The sequence below is a fragment of the Herbiconiux sp. genome (assembly GCF_023264895.1).
GTDB lineage: Bacteria > Actinomycetota > Actinomycetes > Actinomycetales > Microbacteriaceae > Herbiconiux.
This window is the reverse complement of sequence record NZ_JAHFUY010000047.1, coordinates 19,185-32,273: the sequence shown is the minus strand read 5'-3', so window position 1 is coordinate 32,273 and position 13,089 is coordinate 19,185. Positions and strand designations below refer to the sequence as shown.

The 13,089-nt window shown below is 71.2% G+C and carries 9 protein-coding genes; 2 read left to right on the top strand and 7 right to left on the bottom strand.

All coding sequences use genetic code 11. The features are described from left to right. Positions 1-366 precede the first annotated feature (366 nt). From Q0D57_RS10405 to Q0D57_RS10380, 6 genes are all read right to left on the bottom strand, one after another. Positions 367-2,517: a hypothetical protein gene (locus tag Q0D57_RS10405; protein ID WP_291042752.1), complete on the bottom strand. Its 2,151-nt coding sequence runs from the start codon at positions 2,515-2,517 to the stop codon at positions 367-369. Positions 2,518-2,769: 252 nt separating this feature from the next. Further along, positions 2,770-3,864 (bottom strand): glycosidase, encoded by a 1,095-nt coding sequence (locus tag Q0D57_RS10400; RefSeq protein WP_291042749.1) that lies wholly within the window; start codon positions 3,862-3,864, stop codon positions 2,770-2,772. 2 nt (positions 3,865-3,866) lie between these two features. Next, positions 3,867-4,700: a carbohydrate ABC transporter permease gene (locus Q0D57_RS10395; protein WP_291042746.1), complete on the bottom strand. Its 834-nt coding sequence runs from the start codon at positions 4,698-4,700 to the stop codon at positions 3,867-3,869. After that, on the bottom strand, positions 4,697-5,608 hold the full coding sequence (locus tag Q0D57_RS10390) for a sugar ABC transporter permease (protein WP_291042743.1): 912 nt from the start codon (positions 5,606-5,608) through the stop codon (positions 4,697-4,699). Before Q0D57_RS10390 ends, Q0D57_RS10395 begins: the two co-directional genes overlap by 4 nt. After that, positions 5,605-6,885: an extracellular solute-binding protein gene (locus Q0D57_RS10385; protein ID WP_291042758.1), complete on the bottom strand. Its 1,281-nt coding sequence runs from the start codon at positions 6,883-6,885 to the stop codon at positions 5,605-5,607. Before Q0D57_RS10385 ends, Q0D57_RS10390 begins: the two co-directional genes overlap by 4 nt. Before the next feature lie 182 nt (positions 6,886-7,067). Continuing rightward, positions 7,068-8,159 (bottom strand): LacI family DNA-binding transcriptional regulator, encoded by a 1,092-nt coding sequence (locus Q0D57_RS10380; RefSeq protein WP_291042739.1) that lies wholly within the window; start codon positions 8,157-8,159, stop codon positions 7,068-7,070. A gap of 278 nt (positions 8,160-8,437) precedes the next feature. On the opposite strand from Q0D57_RS10380, the gene Q0D57_RS10375 reads away from it, so the two are divergent. After that, on the top strand, positions 8,438-9,766 hold the full coding sequence (locus tag Q0D57_RS10375; RefSeq protein ID WP_291042736.1) for an LCP family protein: 1,329 nt from the start codon (positions 8,438-8,440) through the stop codon (positions 9,764-9,766). A 197-nt stretch (positions 9,767-9,963) separates the two neighbouring features. Further along, on the top strand, positions 9,964-10,818 hold the full coding sequence (locus Q0D57_RS10370) for a DUF4190 domain-containing protein (protein ID WP_291042731.1): 855 nt from the start codon (positions 9,964-9,966) through the stop codon (positions 10,816-10,818). Between the two features lie 323 nt (positions 10,819-11,141). On the opposite strand, the gene Q0D57_RS10365 is transcribed toward Q0D57_RS10370, so the two are convergent. Continuing rightward, entirely contained in the window at positions 11,142-13,061 is a 1,920-nt protein-coding gene (locus Q0D57_RS10365) for a DUF2207 domain-containing protein (RefSeq protein WP_291042727.1), read from the bottom strand. Positions 13,062-13,089 lie beyond the last annotated feature (28 nt).

The following is a 13,089-nucleotide window of genomic DNA, read 5'->3' as shown; positions in this document are numbered from 1 at the left end:
TGGCGGCGGGGGCGGCGGATGCGCGCGGGCCGGAAGCACGCACGGCGCGGGGTGCGTCGGCGCGGTTGGGCACGCGGCCGTAGCGGTCGCGGGCCATCTGCACGATGGTCGCGACCACGGCCGCGACGGCGAGAAGGGCGAGGATCACGAGTGCGGTTGTCATGGCAGTAACGCTACGCACCAGACCGAACCGCCACGAGTGGCAGGAGAGCCGCACTTCGCACATTTCCTGCCACTCGTGGTGCGCGCCCAGCTGCAATGCGCTCGCCCACCCACCCCCGGGTCTGCCCGGGTAGCGCTAACCGACGCAAACTGTGCGTTTTGGGTCGATTGGCGCTACCTGGCGCGGGCGGGTAGGGGCCTGGTTCAGCCGAGTGCGAGGGCGTAGCCGCCGGGCCGGAGCCAGACGGTGGTGGGGCCGTCGAGGGTGCGCTCGTCGACGAGGGCTCCCGTGGCGTCGTAGGAGCGGAGGGTCTGCGTCGCCCCCTCCGCGCCCATCGTGACCGGAAGCGGCAGCGGGAGCGCGTTCTGCGCGAGCTCCGCCGATCCGCCCGCCTCGCCCGAGGCCTCGAGCGTCGAGATCGCGGGCCGCACCAGCAGCGCGTCGAGCTGCACGGTGCCGGCGCGCACCTCGACCTCGGCGGTCGTGCGCGATCCCACCACGGGCACCGGCAGCCGTTGCGGCAGCAGCGCACCCGAGGCCGCGGTGAGCCCCTGCTCGCCCACGCTCGAGCTGAGCGTTCCGAGCGGCAGCCTGCCGCTCCGCCACACGCTCTTCGGCGTCTCGGCGGTGCCCTTCTCCACCTGCCACAGCACGGGCTCCACGATCAGGCCGCCGAGCCGATGGCCCGCGCCCAGGCGATCCGAGGCAGTCGACGCCGAGGCATCCGCCCCCGCCGCCAGGTCGAACGAGGCCGTCTGCCCGGGTGCGAGCTCGAGGTAGTCGCCGCTCCACGACGACTCCTCGGTCCAGCTCGACTCCGGGGTCACCACGGTGCCATCCGTCGTCACCGCGTCCTCGGCCTCCACCACGCGGAGGCCGTCGCGCCCCTCGAGCACCGTGAGCGACTGCGCGAGCGCCGCGGCCTGGGGGTGCGCGTCGAGCGCGAGCATCGTGAGCAGCCCGTGGATGGCCGACTCGGCCCCCGAGTTGCGGTTGATCGAGCCGTCGGCCTGGATGCCGTCGAACGTCACGCCCGTCGCCGGGTCGTACATCGGCTCGGCCGCCGGGTTGAGCCCGAAGAACCAGGCCGCCTGCACGCCCGCGAGGTCGACGAGACCGGGCAGGCCAGCCGCATCCGCCGTCGCCAGCAGGTTCTGGATGCGGGAGTCGGCGCCGTAGGCGATCTGCACGCGCTCGGTCGGCGACGGGTACCAGGCGTTCTCCGGCCCTCCCGCCGCGAGCAGCGTCGGTGCGAACCGCACGGCCTCGGTCACGGCGGGCTGACGCAGCCCCTCGTCGCCGAGTGCGACGGATGCCCGTGCGAGCGCTCCGCCCATCTGCGACGACCACGCGTGCCACATCGAGCGCGACTCGGCCCACGGCAGGATCGCGCCGTACGGCCACGACGCCGCCGCATCCGCCCCGGGCACGTTCCAGGAGTGCTTGCCCCCCTTGGCCTCGGACGCGCCGCCGGTCGTGAGCCCGGCGTAGGCCGCGACCCCCTCGGCGAGCTTCTCGGTGGAGGAGCGGACGCCCGCGTCGTCGGGCGCCGCCTGCACGTAGGCCGAGAGGCCGAGCAGGGCCTCGGCCGTCGCATCCGCCCCGTCGACGATCAGCCAGGCGGGCACCGACGCACCGTCGGCCGCCGCGTACTCGCCGTAGCGCACGAGCACCTCGCGATCGACGGCCGCGACGGAGAGCTGCAGCCGTTCCTGGAGGAAGGCGGCGAACTCCGGATCGGCGTCGCGGAACGCCGCGTAGCCCTCGCCGAGCGCCCAGATGGTGCGGGCCAGCCAGTAGCTCTCCTCGGAGTCGCTCGGGTCGGGCAGCTCCACGGGCTCGGCGCTCGGGTTGAGCTCGCCGTCGGTCTGCATCCAGAGCACGACGTTGCCGGCGTCCTCTCCCTCGGTCGTCTGGAAGTAGGCGAGCGCCCGCAGCACGTCGTAGGCCTTCTGCCGGCTCGCGTCGTCGCCCGTCTGCTGCCAGTGCCGGAGGTAGACGACCGCCGCGCGCGACACGTCGTCGCTGTTGAAGGCGCCCTGGGCCCAGTCGCCGGTGGCCTCGTCGAGGGGGCCGCCGCCGACGCGCTCGAACGTGCCGCCGTCGCGCGCATCCGCGTAGGTCCACGGCAGCTGCAGCTCGGGCTCCTCCGCGAGGCGGTAGGTGGTGTGGCCCGGCAGCTCGGGCGGCGACACCTCGTCGAGCAGGAAATCGAGGTGCGCCGTGTTGGTCAGCGCGGCCTGCTGTTCGGCCGAGGCCGAGGCCGGAGCCGCGAGCCCCGCTCCCGCGAACACCAGGGCGGCGCCCGCGACGCCCGCCGTCATCCGTGTGGTCAAGCTGCGCGTGTTCATCATCGAACCCGCCTTTCTCGTAGGTCCCCCTCCCGCCCCCACCCCGTCCGCTGAGTCGCGTGGAAGTGCCGTCATCCGCGTCGAAAGCCGTGAAATGACGACACTTCGACGCGACTCACTGGGGGTTTGAGCGGGGGTGGGGGGAGGTGGTGGTGGGGAGGTGGAATGCGACCGGGCACCGGGGAGGGGTGGCCGGGCACGGGGGCCGACCAGCGGGGGCACCGGGGTGGGCACTCCCACCCCGGACCCCCGCGGTCAGGTGTGGAGGAGGCGGGCGACGCCGATCTTGGAGTCGGCCATGCCGTAGAAGACGAAGTGCTGGCCGTCGATCTCCTCGATGGCGGTGGGGAAGACGACGTTCGGCACGATGCCCGAGCGCTCCTCCTCGGTCTCGGGGGCGAGCAGCGGCTCGGCGGTCCGCGCGATCACACGGGACGGGTCGTCGGCGTCGAGCAGGATGGCGCCGGCCGCGTAGTTGACCTTCTGCTGCTGCGCGAACGCGTTGTCGATGACGCCGGTCACCCCGTGGTGGATGAGCAGCCACCCCTCGGGCACCCGCAGCGGAGCCGGCCCGCCGCCGATCTTCACGGCCTCGAAGTCGAACTCGGGCCCCGCGAGGAACCGGTGCCTCGTCCAGCGCGTGAGCTCCGAGAGGTCGCGGGCCACGGCCGCCACGGGCACGTAGCTGATCCAGATGCTCTGCCGCTCGTCGGTGATCCCCGCCGGGAGGCGCACGCCCTCGCCCGGCTTCGTCTCGCCGAGATCCCACATCGGCCGGTGCAGCACCGCGAACGAGAGCGTGCCGTCGGGCGCCGCCACGGGCGTGGGGAAGAACACCGTGTCCTTGTTGTGGAAGAGGCCGAGATCGATGTCGAGCTCGTCGTCGTAGGAGAACGTGACGGGCCCGAGCCGCTGCCACGAGCGCAGGTCGGACGACACGGCGATCGCCGTGCGCGGCCCGAGCGGCCCGTAGGCCACGTAGGTCATGACGTGCAGGCCGAGATCCGGGATGAAGGTCACCCGCGGGTCTTCGACACCGGAGTTGTTCGCCCCGCGCTCGAAGCCGCGATCCGGAGCGAGCACCACCCCCTCGCGGGTCACGCCCACGGGCACGCCGTCGGCGATCTCCACGCGGGCGAGCCCCACGCGAGACACGTTGCCCGTGGCCACGAGCCGCGGCAGGAGGTAGAGCGAGCCGTCGGGGCCGCGCCCCGATCCGGGGTTCAGCACCCCCTCGGCCTCGAGGTCGTTGCCCGGCTCCGGCTCCATCACGATGCCGACGCGCTCGAGGCGGTACGGCACATCCGTGGAGGTGGGGGTGGAGCCGGTGTGTGCGGTGTTCGGGGTCATTGTCATCCTTTCACTCCCGATCCGAGGTCGCTCGACACGAAGTAGCGCTGGAACACGATGAAGAGCACGACCACAGGGGCCGCGAGCACCACCGCGCCGGCGAGGATCGCGCCGAACGGGTTGTCGGTCGACGCTGCGACCGTGGAGATGTAGTTGGCGAGAGACACCGCGAGCGGCTGCATCGAGGCGTCCTTGGTGATGAGGAAGGGCCAGAGGAACTCGTTCCAGGGCCCGATGAAGGTCAGCAGCACGGCCGTCACGAGGGCGGGCCGCACGAGCGGCAGCGCCACGCTCCAGAGCAGGCGCAGCTCGCCCGCCCCGTCGATCCGCGCCGCCTCGAACAGCTCCTTCGGCAGCTGCAGGAAGTACTGCCGGAAGATGAGCACCGCCGTGGAGTTGATGGCGAACGGCAGGATCATGCCGACGTGGGTGTCGGCGAGCCCGTAGTCGCGCGCGATCAGCACGTAGAGCGGGATCTGCAGCAGCTGGAACGGGATCACCTGCACCAGCAGGGCGAGCGCGAACGTGGCCCGGCGGCCCCGCCACTGCAGCATCGCGAGCGCGTAGCCCACGAGCACCCCGAAGACGACGGTGCAGAGCAGCACCCCGCCCGTGAAGATGCCCGAGTTGACGAGTCCCGAGACGAGGTCGATCCGCTCGTTGACGTTCACGTAGTTGTCGAGCGAGAGGTTCGCCGGGTTCGGGAAGGCACCCGCGATCGTCGGGTCGGTCTCGGTCTGCAGCGACCCCACGATCATGTAGTAGAAGGGGAAGAGGAACACGATCGCGCCGACGAACAGCACGATGTAGCGGATGGTCGTACCGAGCTTGGTCATGACTCCCTCTCCCCCACGAAGCGGTTCTGGATGAAGGCGATGATGAGCACGCCCACGACCAGCACGATGCCGATCGCGGCCGCGACATCCGGCTGCCCCTGCTGGATGCCGAGCTGGTACATCATCAGCACCGGCGACGTCGACGCCCCGTTGGGGCCGCCACCGTTGGTGAGCAGGTACGGCTCGGTGAAGAGGTTCGCACCCGTCACGGTCGAGATCAGCAGCACGAGCAGCGTCGCCGGGCGCACGCCAGGCACCGTCACCGAGAAGAACCGGCGGATGGCGCCCGCGCCGTCGGTCGAGGCCGACTCGTAGAGCTCCTTGGGCACGTTCTGCAGGGCCGCGAGGTAGAGCAGGATGTAGAACCCCAGCTGCTTCCAGGTGACGTAGAGGGCGATCACCGGCATGGCGAGGTTCTCATTGATCAGCCATGACGGATCCGGGGCCAGCGGCCCCAGCAGGGTGTTGACGAGACCGCTGCCGTTGAACAGGAACAGCCACACCGCCACCACCGCCACACTCGCCGTGACGTAGGGCACGTAGAAGCTCACCCGGAGGAACGTGCGGGCGTGCACGACCTTGTTGAGGGCGCTCGCGAGCAGCATCGAGAGCACGACGGTGAGCGGCACGTTGATGAGGAGGAAGATCCCCACGTTGCCGAACGAGCGGATGACCTGGGGGTTCGAGAACGCGTAGATGTAGTTGTCGAAGCCCACGAAGGGGCGGTCGGGCTCGGCACCGGGGGCGGCGAAGAAGAAGTCGTGGAACGAGATCCACACCGCGTAGACGATGGGGAACGCGAACACGAGGAGCACGAAGGCGAGGTAGGGCGAGCTGAAGAGGAGCCCGAGCGGTTGTCGCCCGAAGATCCTCCTCCCCAGCGGCGCCCTCACGGTCGGCGAGCTCACGGCTGGCTCGCCAGCCCGTCGATGGTCGCGGCGGCCTCGTCGAGGGCGGCGTCGACGTCGCCCTCACCGAAGATCACGGCCTTGCTCCACGCGTCGCGGAAGGTCTGCATGATCTGCACGGTGTTGGGGCCGGCCGGCACCTCGACGGTGCGGCTCGCCTGGTCGCCGAACGCCACGTACTCGGGGTTGGCGGCGAAGTAGTCGGCGTAGACGGTCGGCAGGTCCTGGCGGAGCGGCATCTGGCCGGTGAGCTCGAGGAACTGGCCGTCCTGCTCCTCGCTGGTCGCGAACTTCAGCACCTCCCAGGCGGTGCCCTTGTTCTCGCAGGCCGAGAAGAGGCCGATGTTCTTCGCGTCGCTGAAGGTCCAGACCTCGTCGGCCGGCGTGGCCTCGGGGGTCGGCACGGGCACCGATCCGAAGTTCATGTCGCCGTAGACCGAGATGGCCCACGGGCCCACGATCGCCATGGCGGCCTGCGAGTCGGCGAACGAGTCGCCCTGGTACTGCTCCTGGCCGGCGAGGCCCTGGTCGTAGAGGTCGCGCCAGAAGCCCGCCGCCTCGTAGCCCGCCTCGTCGGCGAAGGTGGCCTTGCCGTCCTCCACGATCTGCGCGCCACCGGTGGCGGCGGCGTAGAGCGGGTAGAAGTCGAACTGCATCTGGAAGAACTCGCTCGTGGGCGCCGGCTGGATGGCGTAGGGCGCGACCCCGGCGTCGACGAGGGCCTTCGAGGTGGCGAGGAAGTCGTCGTAGGTCGACAGCTTCGGGTTCTCGGGGTCGAGGCCGGCCTGGGCGAAGAGATCCTTGTTGTAGAAGATCACCACGGGGTTCGACTTCCACGGGAACTGGAAGTAGTCGCCGTCGGCGTTCTGGTACTGCTCGGCGAGGTCGCCCGAGCGGGTCTCGATGTACTCGGCGCCGTCGGGGAACTCGGAGAGGTTCACGAGCCCGCCCTGCTTCTCGAACTGGCCCACGGCGCTCGGCGCCGTGTTGAGCACGAGGCATGGGGCGTTGCCGGCGGTGATCGCGGCGCCGATCACCTCTTCGCTCGACTTGCCGGCCGGGATCTCCTGCGCGGTGATCTCCTGGTCGGGGTTCTCGGCGTTCCAGGCCTCCACCATCTGCTTGCCCCACTCCACCTCGGTGGCGTTGTTGGAGTACCAGATGGTGATGGGGCCGGTGGCGGTGAGGTCGTCGGAGGCGCCTCCGCCGCCGCTTCCGCCTGAGCAGGCGGCGAGCACTAGGCCCGAGGCTAGGGCGAGGCCGGTGGCGGCCAGGATGCGGGTGGTGCGGGTGGTGCGGGTGGTGCGGGTGGTGCGGGTGGTGCCATTCTTGCGGGTGGTGCTGGTGGCGCGGCCGGTGTCGGCGATGCTGGTGGTGCGGGACTTGCGCGTCGTCCTCGTCGCTGAGGGGTTCTGCACGGTGCTGCTCCTTTCGAGGGCGGCGGATGCCGCGGGGTGGGTCAGGCCCGGACGGGCCCGGTCGAGGTGCGCACCACGAGGTGCGCGGGGTCGAGGTCGACGTCGGCGGCGTGGCCGTCGGCGACCAGTCGGAGAAGGGTGCGGGCGGCGGCCTCGCCCCACCGCAGCGGGTCGGTGCGCACCGAGGTGAGCGAGGGGTAGACGTAGCGGGCGAGCTCGGAGTCGTCGAATCCGGTGATCGAGAGGTCGCCCGGCACGGTGAGGCCGCGCTCGTGGGCCACGCCGAGCCCGGCGATCGCCATCGGGTCGTTGCCGAACACGATCGCGGTGGGCGGATCGGCGCGCTCGAGCAGGGCGGTCGTGGCCGCGGCCCCCTGCGCCGCGGTGAAGTCGGTCTCGACGACGAGCGCGGGGTCGGGCTCGAGGCCCGCATCCCGCAGGGTGGCCTCGAAGGCGGCGCGGCGGCGGCTGGCGTGCAGCATCGCGTGCGGGCCGATCACGTGCGCGATGCGGCGGTGGCCGAGGTCGAGGAGGTGGCGCACCGCGGCGACGGTGCCGGGGGTGTCGTCGAGGGAAACCGAGGGGAAGGGGTTCGCCTCGCCTGCGCCCGGCTGGCCTGTGCCCGGATCGCCCGCGCCGGGACCGCCTGTGCCCATCTGGCCTGTTCCCGGATGCCCGAGGGTCACGGCGGGCAGGCCGAGCTCCTGAAGCATCGGGATGCGCGGGTCGTCGCGGCGGAGGTCGGTGAGGAAGACGCCGTCGACCCGCTGCCCGGCGGCGAGCGTGCGGTAGACGGTGGCCTCGTGGTCGTCGTCGCCCACCACGCTCAGCACGAGCGTGCGGCCCTCGGTGAGGAGCACGCGCTCGACGCCCGCGATGAAGGAGGGGAAGAACGGGTCGGCGCTGATGATCTCGGGGTCGCGGGCGATCACGAGGCCCACGGCGTAGGAGGTGCTCGTCGAGAGCGAGCGGGCGCTCACGCTCGGGCGGTAGTCGAGATCGCGGGCCACGCCCAGGATGCGGTCGCGGGTCTCGGGCGAGACGCCGGGCCGGTCGTTGAGGGCGAACGAGACGAGACCCTTGCTGACGCCCGCGGCCTTGGCCACGTCGGTGATGGTCGCTTTGCGCTTCATCGCCGGCCTCCCTGCTCTCTCCGTCGAGACCCGATCCAGAGCTGCCTGAACCGGTTTAGTACGAAGCTATACCGGTTCAGTGACCCTCGCAAGGGGGGCATCTTGCTCCGAATCCAGCGAGTATCGCCTCCCCGCCCTCGGCGTTCCCAGGAGGGCGTCGGTTAGTATCGACCAGCGCAGCGGGCCCCGGCCCGTGCCGCATGGCTCCAGGACGCCACGCCTCTCGACGCCACGCCCCCTCGACGCCACAGCCGCATCAGACGCCAGAAGGACACGACTTGAACGACACCGAGCGACGCCCCCGACCGCGCCCCTCCGGCCCCATCCGGCACGGTCGGCAGCACACGTCGTCGCCGGTCGCCGCCGTGGTGAAGTGGCTCGCCGTCGTGGCGGCGGTGGCGCTCGTGAGCGTGGGTGCGGTCACGGCCTACGCGGTCACCAGCGTGGCGCAGCAGTTCAGCGCGAACGCCGTCGACATCTCCAACGGCGAGGACGCGCCCGCCGCTCCGCCGCTCCTCGGCGCCTTCGAGGGCGGCTTCAACATGCTCATCGTCGGCACCGACAACGACCCCAACCAGGGTGAGGACTTCGGCGAGCGCGACGCGACCCTCAACGACGTCAACATCCTGCTGCACGTCTCGGCCGACCACACCAACGCGGTGGTCGTGAGCTTCCCGCGCGACCTCGTGATCCCGCAGCCCGAATGCACCGATCCGGCGACCGGCGAGGTCTTCGATGCCATGAGCGCTCAGCCCCTCAACGACGCGTTCGCCCGCGGTGGGCTCGCGTGCGTGGCCACGACCATCACGGATCTCACCGGTGTGCCCATCCAGTACGCCGCGGCGACCTCGTTCAACGGCGTCATCGAGATGACCAACGCCGTGGGCGGCGTGCCCGTCTGCCTCGTCGAGCCCATCGTCGATACTGATTCGGGCCTCGACCTGCCCGCCGGCACCTCGACCATCGAGGGCCAGATGGCGCTGTCGTTCCTGCGCAACCGCCACGGCGTCGGCGACGGCAGCGACCTCGCGCGCATCGCCTCGCAGCAGCAGTACCTCGCGTCGCTCATCCGCACCATGAAGAGCTCGAACACGCTCACGGATGTCACGAAGCTGTTCGGTCTCGCCCAGGCCGCGTCGCAGAACATCCTGCCCTCGCAGTCGCTCGCGAGCGTCGATGCCATGGTGTCGCTCGCCCTCACGCTGAAGGACATCGACCTCTCGAAGATCGTGTTCGCGCAGTACCCGGTCGGATCCTCCTCCGACTACCCGGGCAAGGTCGTGCCGCTGCAGTCGACGGCCGACGAGCTGTTCGCCAAGGTGCTGAACGACGAGCCCTTCACCCTCGGCGCCGACTCCACCGGAACGGGATCGACCATCGTGGAGGATCCGACGAACCCGACCGCCGAGGCGCCCGCCGAGGAGACCCCGGTGGATCCGGCCGAACCGGCCGACCCCGGTGCCGAGGCTCCCGTCGACCCGGAGGCGCCCGTCGATCCGTCGACCGAGGTGCCGACCACGGAGGTGCCCACCGCCCCGGAGGTCATCGAGGGCGTCAAGGGTCAGACCGCCGACCAGCAGACCTGCGCCAACCCCTTCTCGGGCTGACGCCGCTCGGGCTGCTGCACTCATCCGAGTGCGCAGCCCGTTCGCGCGCTGCACTCGCTCACGGCCGCTCCTGAGACCCTGGTCTCACGGGCGGCCGTCGTGCGTGCCCCGCCGTCATCCCCGGGTACCACGGGCGCCCGGCAGAGATCAGCCGCCGGTCCGATCCCTCCGACGGATGCGTTCCGTAGCGTCGAAGCATGACGAACCAGACCATCACCCCCGACGCCACCACCACCCCCGCCGACACCGACGCGGAAGCCACCGCAGACGCGACCGCCACCACGCCCGTGGACGCCGTCGCGGACGCCGCCACCGCAGACGCGACCGCCCCCACGCCGGTGGACGCCGCCCCGGATACCGCCGTGATTGCCCGGGACGCAGCCACCACCACGCCCATCTCCGGCCCAGCCGACGCTGTCACCTCCGCGCCCGGCGCGTCCTCGAAGCCCGCCGACACCGCCGCGAAGGCCCACGCGACCAAGCCCCTCGACTCCAGCACGCCCTTCGTCGCCACCGCGGCGCAGCCGACCGTGCCGCTAGGCGACAAGGCGGCCTTAGTGGCGGCCGCGGCACCGGCCTCCTCCTACTCCACGCCGGCCGCAGCTCCTGCTCCGGCCCACGCCCCCACTCAGGCGTACGCGACCTCCCCGGCCTACGCTCCCACCCCGCCTGCGACCCCGACCCCGGTCGGCGGCTATTCCTCTGCGCCTGCCGCGCCGACCGGTGGCGTCGTGGCGGGTGGGCCCGGTGCCGGCGCGGGCGCAGGGGCGAGCGCCACGGTGCCGCAGTACTACCCGGAGGCTCCGCGCACGAACACGCTCGGCATCGTAACCCTCGTGCTCGGCATCCTCGGGTTCGGCCTCGTGCCGGTCATCACGGGCCACATCGCCCTCGGCCAGATCAAGAAGAACCGCGACGACGGCTACGGCATCACCCTCGCCGGCCTCATACTCGGCTACGTCACCCTCGCGGGCTGGATCCTCGTGGCCGCCTTCTGGATCGGAGCCGCCGGCATCGCCCTCTTCGGCGCCTTCGCAGCGTCGGCCGCGTGACCCCACCAGGCGGCGGTCCCCACCCCGGCGGTGGTCCCCACCCGGTCGGCGGTCCCCACTCCCACGTGGCCACCCCGGCCGACAGTCCGCGCCCCCACGGGCGCGGACTTCGCCAACCCTGACGCCATCCGAGCCGCATGAGGCCCCGGTGGCGCCCAGAATCGCCGTTGTCCACATGCTGCCGATGATTGCGGGCAGGCAGGGACGGCCAAGTCCGGCCGGCGAGCAGTCGCGGGCGAGCAATCCGGCCGGCGAGCAGTCCGGCGGGCGAGCAGTCAGGCCGGGGCGGCACCGCTCAGCGAGCGGAACGCGGGGTGGCGGGGTCAGACCCCGCCGACTCCCCCGCCGCCCCCGCCGCCGCCCGACGAGCCTCCGCCGCCCGAGAAGCCGCTCGAGCTCGAGGAGGACGTGCCGGAGAACGCCGAAACCGTGCTCGAGCTCAGGGCACCGATGCTCGAGGCGAAGAGGTAGCTGTTGAAGCCCGTGCTGCCGCCGTACCAGTCGGGCTCGGTGCCGAGGTTCTCGTAGTAGGTGCCGAGCACCTTCGCCCACTCCGTCTCGAGCCCCAGCAGCACCGCGTAGGGCAGGAGCTTCTCGTAGAGCCGCACCACCTGCCCCCAGTCCGGAGCGTCGATGCCCGTGCGCAGCGCGCCCTCAGGGCTCTGCAGCACCCGGAACCGCTCCTCCTCCGCCCACTCGATGTACATCTTGATGCCCTCGATGTAGTCGCGGAGCTCAGCACCCTTCGCCGTGAGCGGCGACCGGAACGCGGTGGCGAGCACGACGACGATCACCGCGATGGCCACCACCATCGCGATGACGGGCAGTGGCCCGCCGAGCGCCGCCTCGAGCGACATCGCTCCCGTGATGAAGCTCACGATCGCCAGCACGAAGGCGGCGATCAGCAGCAGCGACCCGCGCCAGGCCGTCCCGGAGCGGAAGTACCCCTCACTCAGCCCCCGCTTCCGCGTCGACGCGCGGAGTGCCTGGATCTGCTTGGCGAGCTCCGTGTCCTTCGCCTTGAGCTCCCGCCACGCTCCGGATGCGAGCTCCGGGCCGAACAGGCCGCGCGCGAGCTCGAGCTCGGCCGCGTTCAGCCCCTCGGGCGTGACGAGTCGCAGCCAGTAGACGCCCTTCGAGCCCGTCGCTTTCTTCGAGCCCGGCGCGCCCTCGCCCTCCTGCTCGACGATCTGGATGTTCCGTCGCACCGCGAAGTCGACGAACGACGCCGCCGCAGCCCGCGTGGGGCGCTTCATGACCGCTGACGCGAGCATCAGGTCGACACCCGGCGGCGTCGTGAACTCGGGCACGATGACCGGCCGGCCCCTCGCATCCCGCAGCACCGTGACCCGGTAGACGATCGAGAGCACCGCGACGAGCAGCGCGAGCAGCGTCGCGACGAGCTGCACCCAGCTCGACCCCGCCGAGAGGTAGGCCGTGTCGCGCAGGGTGAAGGTGTGCGGCTGGAACGCGATGCCGATCGTGACGTTCTCGCCCGGCCCCAGGTCTTCGTTGCGGGTGGTGAAGACGGCGGTCTCCGTCCGATCCGTCGGTTCGCCGCCGCTCGTCGTGTCGGGCTCGGCGTCGTCGCTCGTGCCCACTCCGGCGCGCAGGATCTCGCACGTCTCGGTGGAGCCCTCCGGGCCCACGAAGCAGCCCGTCTCGCCTGTGAGCGCCGAGACCAGCTCGGGCGCGACGATCGTGGTGGTGGTGTGCACCGCGATCGGCTGCGCCGAGATGGTGCCGTTGGTGTCCCGGTAGAACTCGTCGTCGTCGGTGTCGGCGAAGTAGCCCGTGACATCCCGCTGGGTATAGGTGAGCACGTAGCTCTGCTCGCCGTGCACGTAGTCGTCGGCGGCGATCGTGACGATGAGGTTCTCGTCGTCGGTCTCCGTCTCGAACGGTCGCGGCGTGCCGTTCTCGTCGGTGACGCTCACGAGTTCCAGGTCGGTCGGATGCCCCTGGTAGCGAAGCGGCAGGGCGCGCCGGATGCCCTTGTTCTGGTCGATCTCGGGAAAGACGGCCACGTACTCCTCGACCGTGGTGAGCGTGGAGTGCCCCTCGTCGTCGATGCCGAGCTCGTAGCGGCCGTCGAACGAGGCGAACGTGAAGTCATCGACATCCGCACGAGCGGCCGGCGCCCCGCCGAGCAGCACGAGGGCCAGCAGCGCCACGACGAAGGCGGCGACGAGCGCGGCTACGGGCCTGCGGACGGGGCGGGCGGGGTCGAGTGCATTCGGCATGGTCGTTTCACTCTAGCGCGGGAGGCCG

What these genes read in the sequence shown, in the direction of transcription:
- Q0D57_RS10405 (WP_291042752.1), bottom strand. Translation starts at nt 2,517, where the DNA reads ATGATGAACACGCGCAGCTTGACCACACGGATGACGGCGGGCGTCGCG.
- Q0D57_RS10400 (WP_291042749.1), bottom strand. Translation starts at nt 3,864, where the DNA reads ATGACCCCGAACACCGCACACACCGGCTCCACCCCCACCTCCACGGAT.
- Q0D57_RS10395 (WP_291042746.1), bottom strand. Translation starts at nt 4,700, where the DNA reads ATGACCAAGCTCGGTACGACCATCCGCTACATCGTGCTGTTCGTCGGC.
- Q0D57_RS10380 (WP_291042739.1), bottom strand. Translation starts at nt 8,159, where the DNA reads ATGAAGCGCAAAGCGACCATCACCGACGTGGCCAAGGCCGCGGGCGTC.
- Q0D57_RS10370 (WP_291042731.1), top strand. Translation starts at nt 9,964, where the DNA reads ATGACGAACCAGACCATCACCCCCGACGCCACCACCACCCCCGCCGAC.
- Q0D57_RS10365 (WP_291042727.1), bottom strand. Translation starts at nt 13,061, where the DNA reads ATGCCGAATGCACTCGACCCCGCCCGCCCCGTCCGCAGGCCCGTAGCC.